Below are 26,085 nucleotides of genomic sequence, written 5' to 3'. Positions count from 1 at the left end.
TGCGGAAAACAGAAGGAGTACTATTATGAAAATATTGGTCGTAACACAATATTTCTATCCGGAGAACTTCAGAATCAATCAATTATGTTTGGATTTACAGCACATGGGACACCAGGTAACCGTTTTGACAGGGAAACCAAACTATCCCAAAGGAGTATATTTTGATGGATATTCTTACAAAGGCAACGATGATGAGACATGGAATGATATACCTATTATGCGTGTACCTTTAAGAGCAAGAAAGAAAGGTGCTAAAAATTTGATATTGAATTATTGCAGTTTTGTTAAACATGCGAATCGCAAAGTAAAAAAGATAAATGAATCATTTGACATCATTTATGTTTTTGGACTTTCACCGATTACGGTGGCGCTGCCGGCAATTAAATTCAAAAAAAAGAGTAATATTCCAATCGCTATTAATGTTCAAGATTTATGGCCTGAGAGCGTTATAGCAGTTACAGGAATGAAAACCAAATTTATTATTTCTTTTATTGATAGGCTTGTAAATTACATTTATAAACACTGTGATTTAATTCTCTGTGCAAGCCCAAGCTTTGTAGAAAAAATAAAAAAACGAGTAAAAAACAAGGATAAAGTAAGATATTGGCCACAGTATGCCAGTGTTTCTAAAAATCAATCAAACGAACGTCTATTTGATGAAAATGAGTTCCATATCGTATTTACCGGCAATATAGGAGAGGCACAAGGAATTGATATTGCAATAGAAGCAGCTAGATATTTGGTTGATACTAAGATACATTGGCATTTTATTGGAGACGGGAGAAAAAAAGAAAGTTTAGAGAAATTGGTCAGTGAGTATAGACTTGAAAATCATGTTACTTTTCATGGATTTAAGGAAGAATCAGAAATTCCCAAATACTTGTCTTCTGCAGATATGGCACTGTTGATCTTAAAGCCTGATCCAGTGTTTGAAATGACGATACCAGCAAAACTACAAACCTATTTAGCCTGTGGAGTTCCGATCATAGGATGCGTCAGTGGTGAAGGGAAACGGATCATTGAAGAAAGCCAAGCAGGACTGATCAGCGAGGAAATCAGTGTAAAAGGTCTGGTTTCAGTCTGCGAAAAGGCGCTCGATCTAAAAGAATCCGAATTAAAAGCATATGGAGACCATGCTTTGACTTATGGAATGACCCATTTTAATAAAAACGTACTTTTGGAAAAACTAAACGGTTTTATGAATGAGTTAATAGAAGATGAAAATCAGCGATCTTAAAGCAAAAGTATGAAATGAAAATGCAAGGAATAAAGTTTTATTTTATTTAATAGATAAAGGAGCAACGATATGCAAAGAAACAATGAACATAAGATGTGTACACGCTGTGTAATGGATACAAGTGATAAAATATTGAAATTCGATGAGAATGGTGTATGTACGCGCTGTAATGAGTTTGAACATCGAATTGTGAAAGAATGGAATTATGGGAAAGGTCATGAAAAAGAGCTGAAAAAGCTATTAGACGAAATTAAAAAATCTGGGAAAGGGAAAAAATACGACTGCATTCTTGGATTAAGCGGAGGCCTTGACAGCAGCTATTTGTTACATCTGGCAGTAAAAGAATGGGGATTAAGACCATTTGTATTTCATGTTGATGCAGGGTGGAATTTACCGGTAGCAGAAAAAAATGTTAAAAGATTGTGTGAGAAACTAAATGTAGATCTGCACATTGAAAAAATGGATTTTGAGGACATGCGTCAAATGCAGCTGGCTTTTTTCAAAACGGGACATGCCGGACTAGATGCACCTCAAGATCACGCATTCATAGCACAAGTAGATAAATGGTCAGAAAAACTTGGTGTGAAATATATTTTGAATGGGTATAACATCTGCACTGAGATCGTGGCTAACCCGGCATCTTGGAATGAAGGCGCAGGCCCAACAGCTGATAAAACATACATTAAAGATGTATTAAAAAAACATGGCGGTTATAAGACCAAAAACTATATATATACAACCGGCTTCAAACATAAGTTTTGGCTTCCTTATGTAAAAGGGGTTAAAACAGTGAATTTATTAAATTATGTTCCGTTTACAAAAAAAGAGATGATTTCAACTTTGGAAAAGGAATACGGATATGAGGCTTATAAGCAAAAGCATTTTGAAGATTTACTTACTAAATTTTTAGAGGGTTATTGGTTGCCGACAAGATTTGGCTATGATATTCGCAAAGCACAGTTATCCAGCTTAGTAATAACAGGACAAATGACACGAGAAGAGGCCTTAGAAATCTTAGCGAAGCCATCGCTGTCAGAAGAAGAAAGCAAAGAATTATTTGCGATCGTTGCAAATAAGCTGCAGATCAGTGAAGAGGAATTGATGAGTTACCATTCATTGCCGAAGAAATATATAAAGTATAGAAATAATAACTGGGCTTTTCAGTTGGGAATCAAACTTTATACCATTCTTGGGCTGGATAAAAGAATAAGACAGTAAACATAATTGGAGGAATTGAGATGAGCAAATTCAAAGATAAAACATTATTGATCACAGGAGGAACTGGATCATTTGGGAATGCGGTGCTGCATCGTTTTCTGAATACAGATATCAAAGAAATCCGTGTATTCAGCAGAGATGAACTAAAACAGGATAACATGCGCCATGAGTTTCAGGCCAAATATCCGGAACAATCCAATAAGGTCAAGTTTTATATCGGTGATGTACGAAATCTCAGCAGCGTCAAAAATGCAATGCACGGCGTAGATTATGTGTATCATGCGGCTGCATTGAAACAGGTGCCGTCCTGTGAATTCTTCCCGATCGAAGCAGTAAAGACCAATGTACTGGGAACAGAAAATGTATTGACTGCCGCGATTGAATGCGGAGTCAAAAGAGTCGTATGCCTGAGTACGGATAAAGCGGCTTATCCGGTCAATGCGATGGGGACAAGCAAGGCAATGATGGAGAAAGTGATCGTTGCGAAATCAAGAACGGTAGATCCAAACAAAACATCTATCATGTGTACGCGATATGGGAACGTCCTGGCGTCAAGAGGCAGTGTCGTACCGCTTTTTATCAATCAGATCAAAGCGGGAAACGATCTAACGCTAACAGAGCCGACCATGACCAGGTTTGTGATGACGCTGGAGGAAGCGGTCGATCTGGTATTATTTGCGTTCGAACATGGGAACAGCGGAGATATCTTTGTGCAGAAAGCGCCGGCATGTACGATCGAAGTATTGGCACAGGCAGTAAAAGAATTGTTTCATGCAGACAACAAGATCAAAGTGATCGGTATCAGACATGGAGAGAAGATGTATGAAACATTGTTGACAGATGAGGAATGTGCCAATGCGATCGATCTGGGGAATTTCTATCGGGTACCGGCAGATCAACGAGATCTGAACTATGATAAATACTTTTCAGAAGGGATACAGGAATCAACATTGACACAGTTCAACAGCAATAATACGACCTTGATGAATGTAGAGGAAGTGAAAGCGAAACTATTGGAAGTGGAACTGGTGAGAGAAGAATTGAAAAAAATAAAGAAATAGTTAGCTATTAAAATAACTAACTAACTATCGAAAGGAGGAGAATAAATGGATGGATACTTACACTATTATAAAAAAATTTTCATGAGGTTACTGCTTTACCCTTTAAGAATATTTCCTATCAAGCATAACAGGATTTTAATGCATAATGATTTAGCATATAATTATTCTTGTAATCCTAAATTTGTTACAGAATATTTGCAAAAAAAATATCCGGACCAGTTTGAAATCTTTTTTTCCGTACGCAATCCTAAGCAATATAGTAATCAAAATAATATTAGGTTTATAAAATTTAATTCGTTGAAGTACTTTTTTTATACGCTAACTTCAAAAGTATATTTGACTAACAGTGGAGGATTCTCTTATATTCCATTGAAAAAAAAGCAAATTGTCATCAATACGCATCACGGTGGAGGAGCATATAAAAAAATTGGAAGATATGTATATGGTGATACTACTATCTTTCGTAAGGATTTATTGTTGTCTGCTAATCAAACAACAGTATTTTTGTCAACTTGCAAGAAATTTACAGATGTTGTTTCGGATTCATTGCTTGTTCCTAAATGTAAATTTTGGGAAATTGGTATGCCTCGAAATGATATTTTGTTGAATAAAAATATTAAACTTTACCAAAGCATCAGAAATAAATTAAAATTGAAAGCTGGAGAAAGACTAGTTTTATATGCACCTACTTACCGGAAATACAACGACAACTATTTTAAGGATTCTATCGCTATCTCATATGGGATAGATTGTGCAAGAGTATGTTCTGCTCTTAAAACAAGATTTGGTGGAGAATGGGTGTTTGGATTTCGGTTACACCCCTGTGTTGCAAATCGGAATGAGTTACCAAAAGGTAATATCATGGATTTATCTGATTATGAAGAAATGCAGGAATTACTATTAGTAGCAGATGTGATGATCAATGACTTTTCTTCTTCAATGTGGGACTTCATGCTAACTGGAAAACCTAGTTTTCTTTACGCTAAAGACTTAGAACATTACATTCAAACTACAGATGTTGAAACGCCAATTAACGAATGGCCTTTCCCTAAATCAACTAATAATGATGAACTAGAAAAGTCCATACTGGAATTTGATGCAATCCAGTATGAAAAAAATGTAAAAAAGCACTATGCAGAATTAGGTGGCTGTGAGAGTGGTAAGGCAACACAATTGGTTGGAGACTATATTCATGAATCATGTTTTTAATAGTAAAATGATAGATGTAAATAAAAACTGCTTTAATTTAATTAGACTAATTGCTGCAATCCAAGTATTATTTGGGCATGCGGTAATTCACTTTAATTTGGATATGGGGGGGGGACTTCATGCAATATGGCTATCATTTAGGGGAGTGCCTGTTTTTTTTATTCTAAGTGGCTTCCTATTATGGAATTCATTGACGAAGAAAAAGCAAAGCTTCAAAGAATATTTTAGAAATAGAGTATTACGTTTATACCCAGAACTGATACTTTGTGTTATCCTGAATAGCATAGTTATAACTATTTTTATGTGGGATCAACTAAAGCTACTTCCATTCACATTATTTCAGTTCACGCAAACTACTATTTTTCAGTTTTGGACACCCAATTTCTTAAGAGCGTATGGAGTCGGCACACCAAATGGATCATTATGGACAATTGGAGTAATGGTTCAATGTTATATCATCTTATATTTGATTTTTTCAATTTATCGAAAAAATAAGAAAAGACTATTCTTCATTTTTTTGATAGGGGTTTTATTCAACTTAGGAGTCCCATTGTTGGAACATCGAATTCCAAACATAATTTATAAACTCATTTGCCAAACATTTATTCCGTATTATTGGCTATTTATATTAGGAGCATTAATACGTGAATATTTTAATCAGATTATTCCAAAGCTTATCAAGTATAATAACTTTATTATTCTAGTATTATTACTAATTAGCTTCTTGAATTTCGAGGTGGGTTATGGTGTATATGAGACAATAAAATCAATTATTTTAGCCTTTGCATTTATTGGATTTGCTTATAAGTACCCAAAATTAAATATAAAAAAGGATTTTTCCTATGGAATATATCTCTATCATATGATCATAATTAATATTCTAATCGAAATTTCATTTAGTTGTGATTATTACACAATATTATTTGTGATAATGTCGTCGTTATGTTTATCTTATATATCAAATAAATTTATAAAAGGGATTGTTTTGAAATCAACAGATAGGAAGTGAAGTTCATGAATATTGCGATTATATTTGCAGGCGGAGTAGGGTCTCGAATGCACTGTAAATCAAAGCCGAAGCAGTTTTTAGAATTACATGGGAAGCCAATTATCATACATACATTGGAGAAATTTAATAATCATAAAGAGATTGATGCAATTGTTATCTCATGCGTTGAAGACTGGATAGAATATACTTGCGAATTAGTCAACAAGTATAATATAGATAAAGTAACAAAAGTTATTAAAGGTGGAAGCACTGGACAACTATCTATTTATAATGGTTTATGCGAAGCTGAAAAAATTGCTAGAGGCGATAAATGTATTGTCCTAATAAATGATGGAGTAAGGCCTTTTATTAATGACTGCTTGATTACTAAAAACATTGAATGTGTTAAACTTTATAATTCTGCAATTACAACAGGACAAGTTAAGGAAACTGTTATGGTAGTTAATGAAAATGGATCAGTTAATTATGTAACAGACAGAAACAAATCAAGGCTGGCAAAAGCACCACAAAGTTTTTGGCTTCATGACATACTAGAAGCACATAAAAAAGCATTAGAAGATGGGAAAGAAGACTTTATTGATTCCTGTACATTAATGCAATATTATGGTTATAAACTACATTTAGTTGATGGCCCTACCCAAAATATAAAGATCACTACACCTGAGGATTTCTATACGATGAGAGCCTTACTTGATGCAAAAGAAAATGCACAAATATATGGATATGAGGAGTAAATATGATAGATATTCTAATAAATAAAAAACTCATTAGATTAAAGGACTTGAAAAAAAAGAAAATATTGATTACAGGCGCAACGGGATTGATTGGAAAAACACTTGCAATTACTCTATATAAGATTTCAATGAAATATCATTTAGACATTTCATTAATTCTGTTAGTCAGGGATATTAATAGATTAGATAAGTTTCTGAAAGAATTATTAAATAATAATCAAATTGAATGTATCATTGGTGATATAAAGGAACCGATTAAATATGACTCTGGAATTGATTATATTATCCATGCAGCAAGCATTACTGATAGTAAGATGATGATTGAAAAGCCAGTGGAAGTTATATATACGAATATTATCGGTACGAAGAATATTTTGGAGTTGGCAAATAATAAAAAGACAATATCAGTTGTATATTTATCGAGTATGGAAGTCTATGGCTTCACTACTGAAGATCATTTATTAACTGAAGAAGATGTGCAATATTTGAACCCGTTATCGCTGAGAAGCAGTTATCCAGAAAGTAAGCGTATGTGTGAAAATCTATGTATTGCTTACAAAAATGAATATAGCATTCCTGTGAAGATCCTGCGCCTTGCTCAAACATTTGGGAAAGGCGTTAAGAAGAATGACACGAGAGTTTTTGCTCAATTTGCTCGGGCAGTTACTGAAAACAAGAATATTCAGTTATCAACTGATGGCCTAAGTGAAAGAATGTATTTAGATGTTGAAGATTGCATAAGCGCAATAATACTTGTACTCTTAAATGGTCAAAATGGAAGTGCTTATAACGTTGGGAATAAAGAAACTTTTTGCTCTATCAAAGAAATGGCAGAATTTGTTGCTGGCGAAATAGCTAATGGTGATATTGAGATAGAAATGAAAAAAGATAGTGATACTTCCAAATTTTCCCCGAAGCATAAACTCTACCTAGATACATCTAAAATAGAAGCATTAGGATGGAAACCAGCAAAGAACCTAAAAGATATGTATTTCGAAATGATAAAGGAGTGGAATGATGAAAATAGCATTTTGTAGTTTAATTCTTCCAGAAGACAAAAATCTAACTGCATTGACTAAAGGGGAGCAAAGTGGTATAGCTTTAAGCAAAGTCTGTGATTCTTTATTAAGAGGATTTGATGAGAATGGGATAGATGTAACAGCATTCAATATTATAAATACTTTGAATTATCCAAAAATACCAAAGGTCTATTTCAAAACCGAAAAATGGGAACACAACAAAATGTCAAATGATTATCATATTGGGTATATCAATATTTTTGGAATTAAATACATTACACAAGCAAGAAATTTATATAGAGGGTTAAGCACTTGGATTAAAAAAAATAAAGATCATTCTATTGTATGTATTTATTTCCCGTTTTATCCAAGTATTAAGGCCGTTTATAAAATCAAAAAAAAATATAAAGATAAAGTAAAAGTGTGCTTTATTACTGGTGATATCTATGGAAGTGATGCTAGTGATTTTATCAGAGAAAGAGACTTAAAGCAGAAAATCCACTATTTTTTTGAAAAAAGAATGAATCAAATGATCCGTTTTTTTGACTATTACGCTTTCGCCACAGAAGCTATGGCGCCAGCAATTGGTGTAGAAAAGAAACCAAATACGATTGTTGAATGCTTGTATAAAGTGCCAGATAAAAGACTACCAGTTATTGAAGAAGAAAGTTCATGTAAAACAATTTTCTATGCTGGAGGAATTCGCCTAGAATATGGAATCAAACATTTAATTGAATCATTTAAGTTAATTCAAGATAATCATTATAAATTAATAATAGCAGGACATGGAAAAGATAAAAATTATGTAGAACAAGCAAGCCTATTAGATAGTAGAATAGAGTATATAGGCCAAATCCCCCCTGAAAAGGTATATGAATATCAGCAAAAAGCAACTGTATTGATTAACCCACGAATCAGTGGGGATTATGAATTTGTAAAATACACATTTCCTAGTAAGACCGTAGATTGTCTAGCTGCGGGGAAACCATATATAGCACATAGGTTAGCGGGAATCCCAATTGAATATGATGATTACATTCAGTATCCAGAAGATGAATCAAATGAAGCTTTAGCAAATAAAATAATTGAGATATGTAATTTAGAAAAGGAAGTTAGGGAGAAAATAGGGCAAAAAGGAAAAGACTTTATATATAGAGAGAAAAATGCAAAAGTTATGACCCAAAAAATCATTGATATGATTGAAAGGAATATCTAATATGAGAAAAAATCTAAATCTGCCTTTGTATATAATAATCTTCTATCTTATATTTACGTTAGTCATTTATATAGCAGGCCCATTCAACTGGATTACATATAATCCCATATATTTTTGGGGATTACAACTACTTTATTTAAGTATGATTATATTTGGATGGAAAAAAGGAGTTCAAAAAAAACAAAATAATATATGGTCAAGTAAATGGGATTTATTGATTATTAAATATTTGAGACCATTATTAATAATAAACTTTATTTATGAACTCGTTAATATATTTAGAAGATTTGGATTTTCGAATTTTAATTTCATAGGCTTAATAAACAAAGTGGTTTATGGATTATTTCATATGGGGGAAAGTTATAATACTTTTCAGGAGTCAATAGGAGAAGTTTCAGGCGCGGATCTATTAGGTGGAAATCTATTTACAGTTTTTAATTTGATTTGGGAATGCGTCGCCTTTTTGGTTCTTCTATTAAGCATTATCTATTTTAAGAAGTTGACAAAAAGATACAAGGTAATTACTATATCTACAATCTTAATTAGTATATTAGCATATTTGTCCACAGGAACAAATATTGGGTTATTTAGAATTATTTTTCCAAGTATTATTATTTTCATTATGAAATTATATAAAAAATCGCTCATTTGGGATCGATCTAAAAAAAAGAGGTTAATGAAAATTATATTAGTTATAGTTGGAATAAGTTTTATTCTAGTTGCTTTCATTTTTGATATGACAATGAAAAGCCGAGGTGGAATATTGTACTTTAATGATAGTAGTTATAATATTGGCGGAATATCCTTAAATAAGGATAGTATATTTTTCAAAATTGTACCAGAAAGCTTGTACATGCTTTTGGTAGCAGGCGCTGCTTATTTAACTCAAGGATACTATGGAATGTCGCTATGCTTGAGGATTAAATGGATTCCTACTTTTGGGATTGGAAGTAGCATGTATTTGCAAAAGTTTTTTTCAAAATATATTACTGATGATTTTTTACTAAACTCATATCAATCGAGGTTGCAAGAGTTTGGATGGGATCCTGATATACGATGGCACAGTGCCTATAGTTGGATTGCAAATGATGTCAGCTTCTTAGGGGTCGGAATTATAATATTTGCATTCGCTTATTTATTCGCCATGGCATATAAAGATGTTCTTGAAACCGATAATCCGTTTGCGATTACATTGGTTTGTCTCCTTTCACTAGCAGTGTTTTTTATACCTTGTAATAATCAGTTATTTCAGACACCATATACAATGTTTGCTTTTTTTGTAACACTTATTTTGTGGAGAGCAACAAAAGCGAATACTAAAATATATAAATGGAGTAAGTCAATTTATGCAAAAGTCAAACAGAAATAAATATAGTATTTTTAACGCACTCTCTGCAGTGTTATTAACGCTAGTAAATGGAGTCTTAGGAATCGTTGTTACAAAAATGATAATCAACACATATGGTTCAGATTTTAATGGATTAAATTCTACTGCAAATCAAATTGTTAATGTTCTACTGATTGTGGAAGGGGGATTTACATTAGCATCAAATGTAACTCTATTTTATCCATTAACAAAAAAAGATTACACTATAGTAAATTCAATACTGGCTTTGACGAAAAAGAAGTTCGAGAGTATCGGATGGCTATTTCTGATATGTGGAATTGTCATTTCAATTATATATACTTTTATGATTAATAGCAGGCTAAGTAACGAACTTATATTTAGTGTTATTATCATGACTATTGTGCCCGCAGCATTTAATTTATATTATGCAACGACATATCGTGTACTATTGCAAACACAGCAAAAAGAATATGTTATCAATATCATCACTATGAGCACAATTGGATTAGGGCATTTAGGGAACATTTTGCTTATTATATGTAATGGCCCTATATGGCTGGTAAGAGCAATTACGATGTTATTTGCATTAATAAACAGCATTCTTATAGGCAACTATGTTAAGAAGAAAAATAAGTTTATTAATCTAAATGTTTCATATGAAAATATAAACATCAGTGGCACAAAAGATGTTATGGCACAAAAAATTACTGGAGTGATTTACAACTCCTTGCCGATTGTGTTCATATCAATGTCAACAACTGGTGGGACTGTGTTAGCCAGTGTTTACGCAGTTTATAATAATATTTTTAATATGATAAAAAGTATATTAAGAGGAATTATTGATGCGCCTAGACTGGGAATAGGACAATTACTAACAGAAGAGAAGAAAGAAAATGTCTGGTTTATTTTTGCTCAATATGAATATATTGTATTTATTTCAATCTTTGTAACATTATGTACAGCTTACATCCTTATCCTACCATTCATCTCTATTTATACAGAAGGCATTTCCGATGCTACATATTATGACTTTTGGATAGCGTTTTTAATGGTATTAATTGCTGTTTTTGAATTAATCCATATTCCTAGTGGACATCTCATTAATATGGCAGGTAAGTTTAAGATAGCAAAAAATATTCAAATTATTTCATGTGTCGTCTTACTTATACTAATGATGATTGGTGGTATAAATTTTGGCATCTATGGACTTCTTTGGGCTGTTTTAATTGTTTCAATTTTATTAGCATTTTTAGAAATATGGTATGTTCACGCAGTTTTTTTTGAAAACAAAATTAACGAACTTATCAGACTGTTGGTACCCTTTCTTATCAGCGGGTTTATTTGTTGCTATCTTGAAACAAATTTTTTTGTAGAAATTTCAGGTGTAATAGAATTTATAACAACTGGATTTATACTGACACTAATCAATTCTTCAGTCGCAATCTTTATTAGTCTTATTTTTGCTAGAAAAGAATTATCATATTTAGTAAAGCGAGGAAGAATGCTCTTAATAAAAAAGTAAATACATTAGTTGAATGATCTAGTCAGTTTCAAATTAATATATCTTAATATTGCATAAACATAGTTTTTATATTAGTAATGATTTTATTGAAATAATATATATTAGTGGAGGTCTTATGAACATATTGATCACAGGAGCAAAAGGATTCGTAGGAAGAAATCTGGTGGAAACCTTAAAGAATATCAGAGATGGGAAAGATAAAACAAGGAGCGTGCAGATCGATGCCATTTATGAATACGATATGGATTCTACTTTAGAAGAACTGGATACCTATTGTAAGGATTGTGATTTCATCTTTCATCTGGCAGGGGTGAATCGTCCGAAAGAGAATGATGAATTCATGAAAGGAAATTTCGGTTTTACTTCCGAACTATTATCATTATTGAAGAAATACGGGAATACATGTCCTATCATGCTTTCTTCCTCTATCCAGGCAACATTAGAAGGAAGATATGCAGGGAGCGAATATGGGAAAAGCAAACTGGCGGGAGAAGAACTGATGTTTGCTTATGCGAAGGAGAGCGGAAGCAAGGTATTGGTATATCGTTACCCTAATCTATTTGGGAAATGGTGCAGAGCGAATTACAACAGTGCAGTGGCAACGTTTTGTCATAATATCGCACATGATCTGCCGATCCAAGTAAATGACAGAAATACGGAATTAGAACTGCTCTATATAGATGATGTCATAGCAGAGCTGTTAGATGCATTGGAAAATAAGGAGCATCGAGAAGGCAAGTATTGTTATGTACCGACAACCTATCATGTGACGTTAGGAGAGATCGCAGATCTATTACATCGGTTTAAGGAACAGCCGCAGACGCTTATGATGCCTGAGATAGCGAATGACAGTTTCGAGAAGAAATTATATTCTACTTACTTGTCATATCTGCCTAAGGGAAAGACCAAGTTTCCATTGAAGATGAAGGTAGATGAGAGAGGGAGCTTTACGGAATTATTGAAGACAGAAAAGTGCGGACAAATATCAGTGAACATATCGAAGCCGGGGATCACCAAAGGAGAGCACTGGCATCAGAGCAAGTGGGAGTTTTTTATCGTAGTAAGCGGACACGGATTGATACAGGAAAGAAAGATCGGGACAGATGAAGTAATAGAATTTGAAGTAAGCGGGGACAAGATCGAGGCAGTACACATGTTGCCGGGATATACGCATAACATCATCAATTTATCGGAAACAGAAGAACTGGTAACGGTGATGTGGGCAAATGAAGCCTTTGACCCAAATCATCCCGATACTTATTTTGAGGAGGTCTGACATGAGAAAATTAAAACTGATGACCATCATAGGCACTAGACCGGAAATCATCCGTCTTTCAGAGGTGATCAAGAAATGTGATCGTTATTTTGATCAGATACTGGTCCATACAGGACAGAACTATGATTATAGCTTGAATCAAGTATTCTTTGATGATCTGGGATTAAGAGCGCCGGATCATTATCTGGATGCAGTGGGACAGGACCTAGGCGAGACGATCGGGAATATCATTGCGAAAAGCTATCGGTTGATGAGTGAAGTAAAGCCGGATGCGCTATTGATATTAGGAGATACGAATAGCTGCTTAAGTGCGATCAGCGCCAAGAGGCTGCATATTCCGATCTTCCATATGGAAGCAGGAAATAGATGCTTTGATGAATGTCTGCCGGAAGAAACAAACAGACGGATCGTGGATCATATTGCCGATGTGAATTTATGTTACAGCGAGCATGCGAGACGATATCTGAATGCGGAAGGAACAGCGAAGGAAAGAACCTATGTAACGGGATCACCGATGGCAGAGGTGCTGCGTGCCAATATAGAAGCGATACGATCTTCTGATGTATTGGAAAGATTAGGGCTGACGAAAGGGAACTATATCTTGTTAAGCGCACATCGGGAAGAGAATATCGATACAGAGAAGAACTTTATGGAACTGTTTACATCGATCAATCATCTGGCAGAGAGATATGATATGCCGATACTTTATTCTTGTCATCCAAGAAGCAAGAAATATTTGGAGGCGAGAGATTTCAAATTAGATGAGAGAGTCAGGTTGCATGAGCCGTTAGGCTTTCATGATTATAATCATCTCCAGATGAACGCATATGCGGTGGTAAGCGATAGTGGGACATTACCGGAAGAATCATCATACTTTACATCAATAGGAGAATCATTTCCGGCTATCTGTATAAGGACAAGCACAGAGCGGCCGGAAGCATTGGACAAGGGATGTTTTGTATTAGCAGGGATCAATGAAGGGGGAGTAGAACAGGCAGTAGAATTAGCAGTTGCGATGAATGAGAATGGAGACAATGGAATACCGGTACCGGTATATGAGGAAGATGTAAGCAATAAGGTAGTAAAACTGATACAGTCTTATACCGGTGTTGTAAACAAGATGGTGTGGAGAAAATAGAATGCTTATTTGCATTTTACAATACGAGAAATATATTATTTGAAAGTAATAGAATTTCAAACAATTCACATAGATTTTATTCCCATGAAATACTAATGATCAAAAGCATTCCCCTAAAGCCAAAACCGGCATTTGAGGAATGCTTTTTTGCATCAAAGTAATGGATTTTATGAAAACAGAGCTCAAACATACACTTATAGTAGTTATAAATCAAATTACTCTATAAATTATGTAATTTCTCCAATAAAAGAATAATATACCTTGCTTAAATACTTCCGATTTTATCTATGCAATTATGCAGACAATAAACTGGATTATTATTACGAAATAGAAATTTCGCATAAGTCAATCTCTTTACCGATCATAATAACAGTTCTGCATTTTCCACCTCATTTTTCAAAAACATACAATAGTAAATTGGCAAATATACGATATCATTAGAAATAACGACATCTCGGTTATTAGATAATACAATGCCTTCTTTTACCGGATAATCTTTATTGGTCACGAATTTTGTAATAGCATGATGTATTTGATAATCTCTTCCACTTTTTACCTCGATTGGCAAGACAGAAAGTGTATCATAATCATCGATTAAGAAATCTACTTCACCATTTTTTCGATTATCGTAATAAAACAAACGCTCAAAGCCAATGGCTTTCAATTCGCTTGCAATCACAGTTTCATATAATGCACCCAAATTGATCGACCGCACATCATCTAAAATTGGCTTAGTATTATTCTGATATAGCAAACAGGATAACAATCCTACATCATTCATGTACAGTTTTAATAAGTTCTTATCTTCTGACTGACAAAGCGGAAAGGTTGGGTTCGAAATTGCTTTTACATCATTGGCGATACCGCTATTGATTAAATAATCAAACTCATCTGCATAGTTATGATAGCGTTTGCCTTTTATGCCCTCAATGTCTTTTACGACAATCCTTTTTTTGGTACTTTGCATAGTAGAAGGCAGCATGTCATAAATACGTCTGATTTTTAGCTTCTTTAATTCATCTCGCTTACTTGCGTCTGCCCGATAATAGCGGATAATATCCGTCTGTATTTGCCTGATCAATGCTACATTCCTTGAAGCCAAGTATTCATTTACACAATCCGGCATTCCACCGACAATTAAATAACGACGGAATAAACTCATAATATGATTATGGATGTTTTCATTCAGTGATACTCTGTTTCTAAAATGGTTTTGCATATTTTCAATTACATCAAATCCAACTCCATTGGCTATTAAAAATTCTTCAAAATCAAGTTGATACATTCTTTTTCTTTCTATTGATCCGATCGGGATGGAAGTTGTTTCAGCAAGTGCTAAGCCTAAAAGAGAACCACTTGCTATATAAGTGTATTTGTCTTCTGCACGTAAAAACTTAAGTAATGTCAATAATTGAGGATATTCTTGAATCTCGTCGATAAAGATCAGCGTATTTTCTTTTTGATCCATTTTATCTCCTGCAATAGAACTTACTGCTATGTAAAAGTCATCTGTACTATGGACATGTTCGAATAGGTGATTATATTCTTTATCTTCAACCATATTCAGTTCAATGTAGTTTTGAAATAGTTCTTGACCGACCTTGCGGATGATAAAACTTTTTCCTATTTGTCGAGCACCTTCTACAAGCAGTATCTTACTGCTGCTTGATTTAAGATGTGCTTTAATGGAATGCTCTATTTTTCTATACAACATAAAATCACTTCCTTACACTTTTCAAATAAATTATAACCATAATATATACACTTTTCAATGATTTTATACATCTAAAATATACACTTTTCAAACAATAGGTCATTTATTTATGGTTTGCGATAGGACAAAATAAAAAAGATAATAAATGAAGCACACTTTGCATGTATTTGTTGAAAACAAAAGAAGTCTGAGAGAATCAAAAAATTCATTAAAATTATGACACTATCGTTAAGCGGAAATATTATTTCACTAGTATACATTTATAGTATGAATTTATCGTTAGATCTACCACTCATTTACTTAAGCCAAATAAAGTAATTAATCCATCTAAAGTAAATATGAAATAAAAAAAGCGCCTTTTCTCTGTGGTCCTCCGTGGACAATATAAGGCGCTTTTTTTGGTGGGCATACTCTATTTCAATGCACTTGCTCATGTAGTGCCCAACCTAATTTAGTATTCAAACTGCTTTCTCTTTCCGTGTATAATTTTTTAGTTTTTTTAGAATATGTATAGTTTTAATAGGTATCGTATTTGTTACTTTTTACGAAAACCTTAAGTCAGATAGTGTTAGCGTTTCTAGTATAGTAATAATGAACTGCGAATTTGTTGCTTTTGATCTGTGATAGGCAATCGTATAACCGAAGATCTTATACAGCAATTCAATATTCCCGCTTGTAAAAGCAATTTCGATTGCATGCCGCATTGCGCGTTCAACTCTTGCCGGTGTAGTTCCGTATATCTTTGCAATTTTCGGATACAATCGTTTGGTTATGTTGTAGCGATAAGAATCATCGTCGTACATCAACATAATAGCTGTCTTAATGTATTCATAGCCTTTCACGTGTGCTGGTATTCCTAAGATGCGTAACATTTGTACTATTCTAATATTCATTTCTCTAAACCTCCCCTTAGCAGCTGAACACATCTATTACTATACTACATTTCCAGATTTTTACACGCGTATTTTGTCGAATTACAAGAAAAAGTTGATTTTTTTGTTTTTTTAGGGGGTTTGCTGTTTTGATTGCAAAAATTATGTATGAAAAAGGGTAAAAATGAGTGTTTTAGAGTTAAAATTGCCCTTTAACACATAACTTGACTGAGTTGAATGCATGAAAATACGTGAATCAACATGAATAATCTATCTTTTTGTGAATATATGTTTTCTGTAATCATCTTTTAAGATTAAAGAAATTACTGATTTTCTTAAAGTATGAGTGTAATGTATTTTGTACTAAATCAATTTTAAGTAATGCGCAAAGTAATAAAAATATACCAAAATAAAAGCAACTTCCAACAAACAGAGAAAGGAATGGAGTATCAATAGATGATTTTACAATCAAAAGTAAAATGATCGGGCAGATCGAGCAAAATAAGATCTTACATATTTCAACATAATTAAAAATGTTGTGGAATGGTGTTTGCCTAATCACATATAATTGCACTATAAAACCAGATAATTGTGCTGCAACCGTACAAAGTGCCGCTCCGTTTATGCCATAGAGCGGAATAAAAATTGAATTTGTAACAATATTGATAATCGCACTTACTACAATAGAGTGTAAAACTTCTCTTTCTCTATTTAATGGAGTTAAAATTTGGATACCTGTTATATTGGTTAATCCGATAATAATAACACATATCATAATGAGCTGCATGGCAAAAGTTGCCTCAAGATATCCACCGCCAGCTAAAAATAAAATACTTTCTTTTGCCATAACGATGAAGAAAACTGATAATGGAATACTGATGATTAAAACAAAGCTTGTTGCCTTTTTAATTAAGCATTCAAATAAATCGATTTTATGATGAGCAACATAATAAGAAAGTCTTGGGAGCAACACTGTTCCCAATGAAGTAACCAGTGTTACAAGAATAGACTTTATTTTTATTGCGACAGTATATAGCCCTACATCTACATCACCTTTTAAGAAACCTAACATAGCTAAGTCCAGATTTGTATTTATCACAACAGCAACGCTTTGTGCGAAAAAAAGTAAGATTGGTTTTATATGACGTCTAAATTCATAATGATCATATTTTTTCAAATAAATATACTTTTTGATCCTAATAAAATTCAAGATATTCGAGCCTGCTGTAGCAAAAACGGTAATGCCTCCATAAATAATATAATCACTTGGTTGCGAAACAAATAAAAACATTAAAATGACTGATAAAGCTTTGAATGCAATAGATCGAATCGTAATGTAACTATACTGTTCCAACGCCGAATATAGCCAGTTTACTCCAAATGTATTAAGTACCATACCAATAAGATTTATGAACATCAATTCCTTTTCTGCATAAAGTTTGTCAACAGTAACTATTGATATTAAAAACAATATTGTTGTTATACCTGTCATTATCAGATTTATGATCAATAATTCATGAACTGATTTAGACAGTGCATCTTTATCATCTCTGACTTTTGCACATACTCGAATTCCGTAAGTCGGTATACCCAAAGATGCAACCATAATAAAATAGTTGGCAATAGAAGTAGCAAATGACACTTTCCCATTACCGGCTGCCATTAACACTCTAGAAACATAAGGGAAGGTAATCAAAGGAAATAAAAAATTAGAAGATGTTAATATAAAATTCATAATAAAATTATATTGCACAGACTTTATTTTCCCCATAATATCCTTCCTTTCCTAAAAAACGAATTTTAGTGTTGCCCTATTTCATGCTGCTCAGCTTATTGTTTTTGAATAACAGAATTGAATAGCACTTTATAATCATATGCGATGCGTTCCCATGAAAATTTTTTGGCATTGCTTATACAAGCATTATATTTATTGGGTTCATTACAAATTAACATAATCTTATTAGCAATATCAAATGGATCAGTTGCGTTTACGTGATAACCGACTGTTCCTTCAGGAAATTGGCAATCAAATCCTTGTCCTTTTGTATATAAAATCGGTAGCCCCTGTGAAATTGCTTCTGCATATACCAATCCGAAGGTTTCTGTTAATGAAGGTAAGCAAAAAACATCGCTTTCTCTATAGTATTTTAGTAATTCTTCTTTTGACATATACTCTACAATTCTGACAAACTCACAATTACACAGTGATTGATAAATATGATCATTTTGATGCTTTCCAATAAGAGTAAGGGAAGCATCTAAACCTTTTTTTCTTAAAATCTCAATTGCTTTTTGAAGGGTGATTTGGTTTTTATTTTTGCAAATCAAGCCGACGCAAAGAATTTTAATTTCCGATCTCTTTTCTTTTGGCTTTTTTGAGAATTTATGGAAAAATAAATCGTTAATACCGTATGGGATGATTACCGATTTCTTCATAAGCTGCTCTCGTTGCCTTTTACTTTTTACATACTGTTGAAATAATGTGGTTCTATAACTTTCTGAAGCAAAAACTACTCGATCAGCATGTTCTAGTATTGTTAATCCGAGTTTACGTAAAAACAGTCTATACTTGAAAAATACATTGATATCGGTATTTTGAACATATACAATATAAGGGATATTTTTTTCTTTTTTCCATTTATACGCAATATAACCATTTGAAAAAAGGGAATGAGCAAATAATAAATCGAATGTTTGCGTACTGCCATACTGCTTAAAATCATTCCAGACTTTACTGTGTTTCCAATGAAATAAATATTTTTGATGATCTTCAAAGCAGTACCTCAAATCAACATATGGATGATCAGCATTTGTTGGTGGATATCCATTAGCCTTAAAATAGTAAACTCTTCCATCTATTTCTTGTTTTTGCAGTGCTTCAAATAAATCAGAAAAAAGAATATTATCGAAATATGAACATATATGACATATTTTCATGATTACCTCCGTCTAGCCGCACTTGATGTACTCGATCACTGTTTTCATACCTGCTTCAATATCAACATGATTTTCAGCAAAACTTCTGATTTTTTGTATGACAACTTCTTCACTTTCAGTAGTATAAATGCGATCATAAAAATCTATAATCTTTTGAAAATCAATAATAGAATCATTGTTAGGGAATTCTAAAAAATACGGAAAATCTCGATCCATGAATAAATCTACATGATTCCCGGCAATTAGAGGTAAGCCTCTGGCAAGCATCTCTCTGGATTTTAGTCCACATGAAATCTTGATGTTTTTCTTATAACTACCAAATGATTCTAAAGATAGCCTACATTGATTATAAATAGAAATCAATTCCTGATCTTTTAACATCCCATAAAATTTAACATGTTCATTAAGCTGTTTTTCATCGACTATTTTCTTATAGAACGCTAATTCACTTCCATCACCGACAAAATGACAAACGATATTTCTTGTGCCACCATTATGATAATATTGTGCTAAACCATATAAAACGCGTTCATAACCATGCCATTCCTTAAAAATTGCAACTGCACAGATCTGAATCGTCTCATCATTATTTCTGCTTATCTTTTTTACACTGTTTTCTTTAAGATCCACCCCATTTAGAATTTTTAAGGTCGGCGTATGAAAAATAATTTTATCATCTGTAAGAGTGACAATTCTATCCACAACATCATGTAATTTTTTTCGGTTAAACCGATCTTTCCATATCAGTAAATGACGAAACTTAAAGGAATATAATTCCTTGTCATAAGGATAAGTAGGTATTTCGTAAATAATTTTTACGAAAGGATTTCTCTTTTTTATGCGCTTTAAGAATTTTATCATATAGCCTGAAACAACTAATGGACGCCGCATATATAAATAATCGATCTGCTCAAAACATGTATCCCACTTCCAAATCGGAGCGCCATTGTAAAATGGAAATTTATAAAGAAGACGCATCAATTTGCTTGTAGAATGATACATCGTGATTTCACTGCAATAAAGATCATTTTTATTAAAAGCTTGAATCTGGCCTCTTATTTTTTTCCCCACACCGGTAGTATCTTTTTCTGTTGGTACATAGGTAATAAAAATACCTTTCATACTACTCACCTCATTTCATGCTAGAAAAAGCAAAGTCTTATCATTAAAACTGCATTGCAGAATATTAAAAAACAGGAGATTAAACGTATGTTTCTGTTTTCTGCATAAATCATCTTACATATAGGAACAATAGAAAAAATATAAAAATAGTCATAAATACGATTGATTGCTCTGATTCCATGGAAAAAGCTAATGACGAGCAAACCTGATAATATAATTTGAAAAACCTTTTTATCTGCTTTTTCATTGCTGAGAAAGTAGCAGAGAACAAGAGTATAAAAAAGCCAGTATAAATCAATGATTCCAATGGCAGAGTCAATACTATTAAAGTATGCACTATATCCATGAATTCCTAAAAAGGTTAAGATTCCATTTATACTTGAGAGTGATATTCTCAAAAGAAAATCTGTAGCTCCAGATACTAATAGCAGACCCAATAACAAAGTAATAATAAAATAAATGCGTTTCTCTAATACTGGAATATATTTCCAAATCATGTAGGCAATAACAATTACAATACACATTTTATGAAAGGAAAAAGCAATCAACATAAGTAAAATTGCTGATTTAATATGTTTTTGTTCTAAAATCCGTATGCCCAACAACATTACACCGACAGATAATCCTGCTCGTATTGCGACACCACTATACATCAGTCCATAACTGCAAATGTAAAACAGTAAGATAATGATCAATATGTTTGATTTTTCAAATAAAGACGGATAATAAACTTTGATAAAATAAGTAAAAAAACTATAAATCAAAAGATTTGTTGAGAATGCAAGGATGAATAAAAATAGTTGATAAGGGATACAGAAAAAACTCATGATTTTCATTAGAACGATAAAACCATACTCAATACCTTTAACTTTCGAGAACAAACCAAAAGCAGGCAATACCAAACCATCTATTTGGTTATATAAGTTTACATATGCCAAAGTATCTTTTGTATCTAAGGGACGTAATGCAATGAGTAAAGAATATAGAAATAATATTCCTATAATTACTTTCTGCTCGTGTTGCTTAGGAAAAAACTTAGTACCAATTCCACTATATAAAGATATTCCCAGTAAAAACAAGCAATGCAATAATAAATACATGTCTAATACCGCCTTCTTCGTTATTTTTTAATAGATGTATCGTATCGCTTAAACAATAGTTTTGTTTGCTTTTTTATAAAATCATGCAGCAATTCTCGGTATGTCCTTGATCGTATTGAAAGCAGCAGCCATGTAACTGTGTTCCAAATAAATATCAATGTCCTAATAAAAAAATTAAGTTGTAAATATTCGTATAAATAATATGTTACACTGTTCCAGCGATGATATCTGATAAAAGCAAACCCAGATTTTTTAGTCGATACACTTTCTTTATGCCAAACTTTTGCGTCATGATCAATAATAGCCTTTCGTTCATGAGAAGCAAGTTTACAAATTAAAATATCTTCTTCGTAATAAAGAAATACATTTTCATCAAAATAGTGGATTTGCTTAAAGTCAGTTGCCCGTATTCCAAAACAGCAACCGGAAGCCATGCCTTGAAAAATAAAAAAACGCTGATTTACAGGTATATCATACAAACGATCAACTTTCTTCTTAAAAAAGGAAATATTACAAAAAGGATGTCGTCCATAAATAAAATTTCTTAGAGTTAACTTCTTTTTTGCCAGTTGCACTTCATTTCCATGGTTATCTACTACAGAAGGCCCTATTATCATACAATGCGGATTATTGATCAGTGTTTTGGTCATGATCGTAAATGCACTATTCAATAGCTCTATATCACTATTAACTATATAAATAATATCACAGTTGTCTTCTAAACATTTTGTAATACCGATATTATTTCCGTATGAATAACCACCATTTCGGGAAGCGCGGAGTAACACTATATCGTGATCATTATGAAAAGTATGATATAAATCATCCCATGAATGGTCTGATGAACAGTTATCTACGATATATATTGTATATTGCTTTTCAAATTTACGAATTGAGTAAACACATTTTTTCGTTTCTTCACTTGTATTATAATTCAAAATTACAATACCTGTTTTTAAGGAAGTCATGTTTTTCTCCATGGCATTAAATCCTTAATCTGCTAAAGCAATTCAACATTATCATATGCAAAATAATCTTTCATCGCATTTCTCGTATCAAAGATGGCCTTGCTGTTCTTCTGGATCATTTCCAAATCATATGATTTATGTGCGGTCGTGATCACTACCAGATCATATCCCTGTAACACTTCCGGATCGATTCCCTTAATTCCCGTATAGCTTTCTCCTTTATAACGATATGTCGGAATATACGGATCATAGAAATCCACATCCGCATCCTCTGCCTTCAATAATTCGATTACCTTCAATGCCGGACTTTCCCGATAATCATCTATATCATTCTTATATGCCACACCAAGCACCAATATCTTCGCTTCTGACATCGCTTTCTTCTGCTTGTTTAACACCTTGTAACATCTTTCTACACAGTATTCCGGCATCTTGTCATTGATGATCATACTGTTCTCGATCATAGATGTATGAAACCCATACTCTCTAGCCTTCCATGTCAGATAATATGGATCAAGCGGGATACAATGTCCGCCTAATCCGGGTCCCGGATAAAACGCCTGATAACCAAATGGCTTTGTTTTCGCTGCATCGATCACTTCCCATGCCGAGATCCCCATCTTTTCACATAACATACAGATCTCATTCACCAATCCGATGTTGATATTCCGATATGTGTTTTCCAAGATCTTCTCCATCTCTGCTACTGCCGGAGAGGACACTTCATGGATATCGCCATCCAGCACCGCACGATACATGGCCGCAATGACTTCCGTCGCATCTTTCCCGATTGCTCCGACTACTTTCGGTGTATTTTTTGTGTGATAGACTGCATTCCCCGGGTCTACTCGTTCCGGTGAAAAGCCTAAATAAAAATCAGTACCGCATATCAGTCCTGATCCTTCTTCTAAGATCGGTCTTACCAATTCCTCAGTCGTTCCCGGATAAGTAGAGGACTCCAATACGACCATCGTTCCTTTTCTCAAATGTTTTGAAATTGCTTCCGAGCTTGCTTTTACATAACTGATGTCCGGCTGCTGATGCGTATCAAGCGGTGTCGGAACACAAATAGCCACAAAGTCCACATCTTTGATGAAACTGAAATCTGTCGTTGCACTTAACATGCCGTTTTTTACCAAATCCGAAAGATCATCATCCACAACATCGCCGATATAGTTTTTTCCTGCATTGACCATGTCCACTTTTTCGTTTTGCACATCAAAGCCGATCGTCTGAAATCCTGCCTTTGCTTTTTCCACTGCCAAAGGCAGTCCTACATACCCTAATCCGACTACACCGACAACGATTTCTTTATTTGCGATTTTATTCAATAGTAGTTCTTTCATTTCCCTCAATTCTCCTTTTTTAGCTTTTCTATAAACTTCTTATGCTCAATTGCAAAATTGCCTGTAACAGCTTGATGATCTGCAACATCCTTTGTTACCACTGCTCCCATATTGGTCCTGGCATGCGTGCCAATTACTAATCCATTCCTGATCACACTACCGATTCCGATCCAGGCGTGATCTTTTATTTCCGTTCTGCCGCCGATCACTGATAAGGCCGGCATCATGACATTATTCCCTATTTTAGCTGCATGTCCGATATGGATCAGATTATCCAATTTTGAATAATCACCGATCTTCGTATCATCCCACGGATATACGGCTCTATCGATCGCACAGTTATGCTGGATCTCAACGTCATGACCGATGATAACACCGCCTAAATGCTCGACCCGATACTGTGCATCGCCATCTTTCTTGAATTCAAAGCCACATCCGCCGATAACAGTGCCGCTGCGAATCATGCAGTTATCTCCGATCACAACATTTTCTTTGATAGAAACAAATTCTTCGATCTTGACATGATTGCCGATCACAACGTTATGTTCTGCGATACAGGAAAGCGGCGATATCTGACAATCTGTTCCGATCTTAGTTGGGAATTGTTCTCTTTTATAGCACGCATCTATACTTAAAGAATTATGCAGGCGAAAAAAAGTATTACGGGGATCATTGCTGATAACAACACCGAAAGTATGTTCTTTTGGAAGACTGTGGTATGTTTCCTCATTCGTGATGACGCAGGTAACATTATTTTTCTGCATGAGCTGATCGATATGCTTTTCGCTTTCAATAAAGGTCAGCATCGGTCTTGATGTTTTGGAATCTAGAATTCCTAATACTTCAAAGCACCCATCTTGATGGACTTCTTCAAATAATTCCGATAACTTAAACATGGCGATACTCCTTTAAGCATTCAATCAAACTATTGGCAATATAATTCACTGTTTCTGTATCTAAATATGGATGCATCGGCAAACTCAAACAAACCTTTGCCACATGCTCGCATTCTTTCAACTCATCTAAGTTAAAATCGTAATCCTGATAGACGCTCTGCTGATGAAGCGGCTTCGGATAATAGATCATTGTCGGAATCTGTTTTTTCTTCAATCGCTCTTGTATGAAGGTGCGCTCCTCTTCTGATCGAAGCAGGATCGTGTACTGCGCCCAGCTGGACTCCATCCCTTCCGGCACATATGGAGTGATGACATGCTCTTTTAACAGCATCGTATACTGCTTCGCAAAGAGATTGCGCTTTTCCATCTCATGGTCTTTGAATGCCTTTAACTTCGGTAACAAGATACCTGCTTGTAATGTATCTAAACGTGAGTTCATTCCCACTCGTACATTGTCATACTTGAATGTTCCTTTCCCATGGACACGCAAAGAAGTAAGCAACTCATAGTATTCATCTGAATCCGTAAAGAGCGCTCCGCCATCTCCATAACAGCCAAGCGGTTTTGCCGGGAAGAAAGAGGTAGTGGAAATATCGCCGAATGAACATGCTTTCTTTCCATCGATCGTTCCGCCAAATCCCTGTGCACCATCTTCCAATACATACAGCTTATGTTTATTGGCAATTCGTCTGATGCTTTCATAATCAGCCGGTTGACCAAACAGATCGACAGGAATGATGACCTTCGGTGTTAATTTCCCTTCCTGTTTTACTTTTTGGATCGCCTGATCTAATTTTACTGTATCAATATTAAAGGTTCTCGGATTGGTATCTACAAAGATCGGTGTAGCGCCTAGAAGCGATACGACCTCGGCAGTAGAATAAAAGGTAAAGCTCGGAACGAATACCGCATCTCCTGCTTTGATGTTCCAGACCATCAAAGCAAGCTGTAAGGCATCGGTCCCGTTTGCACAGGTAATACAATGCTTTGTTCCGACATATTCCGCTAATTCTTTTTCCAATTGTTTTACATGATCTCCCATCATGTATTGCCCTGAATCCAATACACTTTGTATATTTGCATCGATCTCATCTTTTAACACTTCATATTGTGCTTTTAAGTCTATGAATTGCATAACTACCT

At 34.0% G+C, this 26,085-nt stretch carries 22 protein-coding genes; 12 read left to right on the top strand and 10 right to left on the bottom strand.

Annotation, left to right across the window (positions count from 1 at the left end):
• Nucleotides 1–25 precede the first annotated feature (25 nt).
• The 12 genes from C1712_RS09935 to wecB all read left to right on the top strand — a co-directional run bounded on the left by C1712_RS09935 (nt 26) and on the right by wecB (nt 13,987).
• Nucleotides 26–1,237, top strand: a complete 1,212-nt coding sequence (locus tag C1712_RS09935) for a glycosyltransferase family 4 protein (protein ID WP_102268875.1) — start codon at nt 26–28, stop codon at nt 1,235–1,237.
• Nucleotides 1,238–1,306: 69 nt separating this feature from the next.
• Nucleotides 1,307–2,455 carry an N-acetyl sugar amidotransferase gene (locus C1712_RS09930; protein WP_102268873.1) on the top strand — a complete coding sequence of 383 codons (1,149 nt, stop codon included), beginning with the start codon at nt 1,307–1,309 and terminating at the stop codon, nt 2,453–2,455.
• A 20-nt stretch (nt 2,456–2,475) separates the two neighbouring features.
• Nucleotides 2,476–3,516, top strand: a complete 1,041-nt coding sequence (locus C1712_RS09925; RefSeq protein WP_102268872.1) for a nucleoside-diphosphate sugar epimerase/dehydratase — start codon at nt 2,476–2,478, stop codon at nt 3,514–3,516.
• 45 nt (nt 3,517–3,561) lie between these two features.
• Nucleotides 3,562–4,725, top strand: a complete 1,164-nt coding sequence (locus tag C1712_RS09920; protein ID WP_102268870.1) for a CDP-glycerol glycerophosphotransferase family protein — start codon at nt 3,562–3,564, stop codon at nt 4,723–4,725.
• A complete protein-coding gene (locus C1712_RS09915; RefSeq protein WP_102268868.1) occupies nt 4,709–5,734 on the top strand; it encodes an acyltransferase family protein in 1,026 nt (341 codons plus the stop codon). Before C1712_RS09920 ends, C1712_RS09915 begins: the two co-directional genes overlap by 17 nt.
• 5 nt (nt 5,735–5,739) lie before the next feature.
• Nucleotides 5,740–6,468 carry an IspD/TarI family cytidylyltransferase gene (locus C1712_RS09910; protein WP_102268866.1) on the top strand — a complete coding sequence of 243 codons (729 nt, stop codon included), beginning with the start codon at nt 5,740–5,742 and terminating at the stop codon, nt 6,466–6,468.
• Nucleotides 6,469–6,470: 2 nt separating this feature from the next.
• Nucleotides 6,471–7,505 carry an NAD-dependent epimerase/dehydratase family protein gene (locus C1712_RS09905; RefSeq protein WP_102268864.1) on the top strand — a complete coding sequence of 345 codons (1,035 nt, stop codon included), beginning with the start codon at nt 6,471–6,473 and terminating at the stop codon, nt 7,503–7,505.
• Nucleotides 7,486–8,703, top strand: a complete 1,218-nt coding sequence (locus tag C1712_RS09900; RefSeq protein WP_180963123.1) for a glycosyltransferase — start codon at nt 7,486–7,488, stop codon at nt 8,701–8,703. Before C1712_RS09905 ends, C1712_RS09900 begins: the two co-directional genes overlap by 20 nt.
• A 1-nt stretch (nt 8,704) precedes the next feature.
• Nucleotides 8,705–10,072 carry a hypothetical protein gene (locus C1712_RS09895; RefSeq protein ID WP_102268860.1) on the top strand — a complete coding sequence of 456 codons (1,368 nt, stop codon included), beginning with the start codon at nt 8,705–8,707 and terminating at the stop codon, nt 10,070–10,072.
• Nucleotides 10,050–11,573 carry a polysaccharide biosynthesis protein gene (locus C1712_RS09890; RefSeq protein WP_102268858.1) on the top strand — a complete coding sequence of 508 codons (1,524 nt, stop codon included), beginning with the start codon at nt 10,050–10,052 and terminating at the stop codon, nt 11,571–11,573. The genes C1712_RS09895 and C1712_RS09890 overlap by 23 nt, the downstream gene beginning before the upstream one ends.
• Before the next feature lie 115 nt (nt 11,574–11,688).
• A complete protein-coding gene (locus C1712_RS09885; RefSeq protein WP_102268856.1) occupies nt 11,689–12,849 on the top strand; it encodes a capsular polysaccharide biosynthesis protein CapF in 1,161 nt (386 codons plus the stop codon).
• A gap of 1 nt (nt 12,850) precedes the next feature.
• Nucleotides 12,851–13,987: a non-hydrolyzing UDP-N-acetylglucosamine 2-epimerase gene (gene wecB, locus C1712_RS09880; RefSeq protein ID WP_102268854.1), complete on the top strand. Its 1,137-nt coding sequence runs from the start codon at nt 12,851–12,853 to the stop codon at nt 13,985–13,987.
• 361 nt (nt 13,988–14,348) lie between these two features.
• Here the strand turns inward: wecB and C1712_RS09875 are convergent, their stop codons facing one another.
• From C1712_RS09875 to C1712_RS09830, 10 genes are all read right to left on the bottom strand, one after another.
• A complete protein-coding gene (locus C1712_RS09875) occupies nt 14,349–15,701 on the bottom strand; it encodes an ATP-binding protein (protein WP_102268852.1) in 1,353 nt (450 codons plus the stop codon).
• 542 nt (nt 15,702–16,243) lie between these two features.
• Nucleotides 16,244–16,594 carry a sporulation initiation factor Spo0A C-terminal domain-containing protein gene (locus C1712_RS09870; protein WP_180963122.1) on the bottom strand — a complete coding sequence of 117 codons (351 nt, stop codon included), beginning with the start codon at nt 16,592–16,594 and terminating at the stop codon, nt 16,244–16,246.
• A gap of 280 nt (nt 16,595–16,874) precedes the next feature.
• Nucleotides 16,875–18,344, bottom strand: a complete 1,470-nt coding sequence (locus C1712_RS09865; RefSeq protein ID WP_102268848.1) for a flippase — start codon at nt 18,342–18,344, stop codon at nt 16,875–16,877.
• A 59-nt stretch (nt 18,345–18,403) separates the two neighbouring features.
• Nucleotides 18,404–19,510 (bottom strand): glycosyltransferase family 4 protein, encoded by a 1,107-nt coding sequence (locus C1712_RS09860; RefSeq protein ID WP_102268846.1) that lies wholly within the window; start codon nt 19,508–19,510, stop codon nt 18,404–18,406.
• A 12-nt stretch (nt 19,511–19,522) separates the two neighbouring features.
• Nucleotides 19,523–20,632 carry a glycosyltransferase gene (locus tag C1712_RS09855; RefSeq protein WP_102268844.1) on the bottom strand — a complete coding sequence of 370 codons (1,110 nt, stop codon included), beginning with the start codon at nt 20,630–20,632 and terminating at the stop codon, nt 19,523–19,525.
• A 20-nt stretch (nt 20,633–20,652) separates the two neighbouring features.
• On the bottom strand, nt 20,653–21,732 hold the full coding sequence (locus C1712_RS09850) for an EpsG family protein (protein ID WP_102268842.1): 1,080 nt from the start codon (nt 21,730–21,732) through the stop codon (nt 20,653–20,655).
• 20 nt (nt 21,733–21,752) lie between these two features.
• Entirely contained in the window at nt 21,753–22,712 is a 960-nt protein-coding gene (locus C1712_RS09845; RefSeq protein ID WP_102268840.1) for a glycosyltransferase, read from the bottom strand.
• A 20-nt stretch (nt 22,713–22,732) separates the two neighbouring features.
• A complete protein-coding gene (locus C1712_RS09840) occupies nt 22,733–24,046 on the bottom strand; it encodes a nucleotide sugar dehydrogenase (protein ID WP_102268838.1) in 1,314 nt (437 codons plus the stop codon).
• A gap of 5 nt (nt 24,047–24,051) precedes the next feature.
• Nucleotides 24,052–24,942, bottom strand: coding sequence for a UDP-3-O-(3-hydroxymyristoyl)glucosamine N-acyltransferase (locus C1712_RS09835; RefSeq protein ID WP_245858127.1), 891 nt, complete (start codon nt 24,940–24,942; stop codon nt 24,052–24,054).
• Nucleotides 24,935–26,077, bottom strand: a complete 1,143-nt coding sequence (locus tag C1712_RS09830; RefSeq protein ID WP_102268835.1) for a DegT/DnrJ/EryC1/StrS family aminotransferase — start codon at nt 26,075–26,077, stop codon at nt 24,935–24,937. The genes C1712_RS09835 and C1712_RS09830 overlap by 8 nt, the downstream gene beginning before the upstream one ends.
• Nucleotides 26,078–26,085 lie beyond the last annotated feature (8 nt).

The sequence above is a fragment of the Massilicoli timonensis genome (assembly GCF_900199515.1).
GTDB classification, from domain to species: domain Bacteria; phylum Bacillota_I; class Bacilli_A; order Erysipelotrichales; family Erysipelotrichaceae; genus Massilicoli; species Massilicoli timonensis.
The sequence above is the reverse complement of the archived record's forward strand: the minus strand, read 5'-3'. Positions and strand labels throughout refer to the sequence as shown.